Origin of the sequence: Mycolicibacterium brisbanense, assembly GCF_001570425.1 — a bacterium.
GTDB lineage: Bacteria > Actinomycetota > Actinomycetes > Mycobacteriales > Mycobacteriaceae > Mycobacterium > Mycobacterium brisbanense.
In genome coordinates, this window is the sequence record NZ_BCSX01000063.1 from 1 (window position 1) to 1,734 (window position 1,734).

At 66.3% G+C, this 1,734-nt stretch carries 3 protein-coding genes; all 3 read left to right on the forward strand.

The features are described 5' to 3' along the window. On the forward strand, positions 1-472 hold a 472-nt coding region (locus RMCB_RS34255), incomplete at its 5' end, for an NADH-quinone oxidoreductase subunit B (RefSeq protein WP_062832306.1). Then, a complete protein-coding gene (locus RMCB_RS34260) occupies positions 469-1,146 on the forward strand; it encodes an NADH-quinone oxidoreductase subunit C (RefSeq protein ID WP_062832307.1) in 678 nt (225 codons plus the stop codon). The genes RMCB_RS34255 and RMCB_RS34260, both read left to right, overlap by 4 nt. After that, positions 1,146-1,734 (forward strand): NADH-quinone oxidoreductase subunit D-related protein (locus RMCB_RS34265; protein ID WP_456152466.1); only part of this gene is annotated, 589 nt, incomplete at its 3' end. The genes RMCB_RS34260 and RMCB_RS34265, both read left to right, overlap by 1 nt.

Below are 1,734 nucleotides of genomic sequence, written 5' to 3' on the forward strand. Positions count from 1 at the left end.
GTGGCCTGCGACGTTCGGCCTGGCGTGTTGCGCCATCGAGATGATGTCGACCGCCGGACCGCGGTTCGACATCGCCCGGTTCGGCATGGAGCGGTTCTCGGCGACTCCCCGACAGGCCGATCTGATGATCGTCGCGGGCCGGGTGAGCCAGAAGATGGCCCCGGTGCTGCGGCAGATCTACGACCAGATGGCCGAGCCGAAATGGGTGCTCGCGATGGGCGTCTGCGCGTCCTCGGGCGGCATGTTCAACAACTATGCGGTGGTACAGGGTGTCGACCATGTGGTGCCGGTCGACATCTATCTGCCCGGCTGCCCGCCCCGTCCGGAAATGCTGCTGCATGCAATCCTGAAGCTGCACGACAAGATTGCGCAGATGCCACTCGGCGTGAACCGCGCCGAAGCCATCCGGGAGGCGGAGCAGGCCGCACTGGCGGTGGCGCCGACCATCGAGCTCAAAGGGCTGCTGCGGTGAACGACTCCAAGGACCAGACACCCGAGGTGATCGGTGTTCGCCGCGGCATGTTCGGGGCGCAGGGCACCGGCGACACCTCGGGCTATGGACGCCTGGTCCGGTCGGTCGCCCTGCCGGGCAGCACGCCACGGCCCTACGGCGGCTATTTCGACGACGTCGTCGACCGGCTGGCCGAGGTGCTCGGCGCGCAACGCTACGCGGTGTCGATCGAGCGCGTGGTGGTGTACCGCGACGAGCTGACGCTGGAGGTGAGCCGGGTGCAGCTGCCCGCGGTCGCGGCCGTGTTGCGCGACGATGCCGCGCTGCGGTTCGAAATGTGCCTCGGGGTGAGCGGTGTGCACTACCCCGACGACACAGGTCGTGAATTGCACGCGGTGTATCCGTTGATGTCCATCACGCACAACCGGCGGATCCGGTTGGAGGTGGCCGCGCCGGATGCCGATCCGCACATCCCGTCGTTGTACGGGATCTATCCGACCACCGACTGGCATGAGCGCGAGACCTACGACTTCTTCGGCATCATCTTCGACGGTCATCCAGCGCTGACCCGCATCGAGATGCCCGACGATTGGGTGGGGCATCCGCAACGCAAGGACTACCCGCTCGGCGGGGTCCCGGTGCAGTACCACGGCGCGCAGATCCCACCGCCCGATCAGCGGAGGTCCTACCACTGATGAGCACACCCACCGGAGCCGACACCCCCTCCTCGGTGGTCATGGTCGGCGGGCAGGACTGGGACGAGGTCGTGGCCGCCGCCCGCGAGCATGCCGGCGAGCGCATCGTGGTCAACATGGGCCCGCAGCATCCGTCCACCCATGGCGTGCTGCGCCTGATCCTGGAGATCGAAGGCGAGATCATCACCGAAGCACGGTGCGGCATCGGCTATCTGCACACCGGCATCGAGAAGAACCTCGAATTCCGCAACTGGACCCAGGGCGTCACCTTTGTCACCCGAATGGATTACCTCTCACCGTTTTTCAACGAGACGGCGTACTGCCTCGCGGTGGAGAAGTTGCTCGGCATCACCGACGACATCCCCGAGCGGGCCAACGTGATCCGCGTGATGCTGATGGAACTCAACCGCATCTCATCGCATCTGGTGGCGCTGGCCACCGGCGGCATGGAGCTGGGCGCGATGAGCGCGATGTTCTACGGGTTCCGCGAGCGCGAGGAGATCCTGAAAGTCTTCGAGTCGATCACCGGCCTGCGCATGAACCATGCCTACATCCGGCCCGGCGGCGTGGCCGTCGATCTGCCCGGCG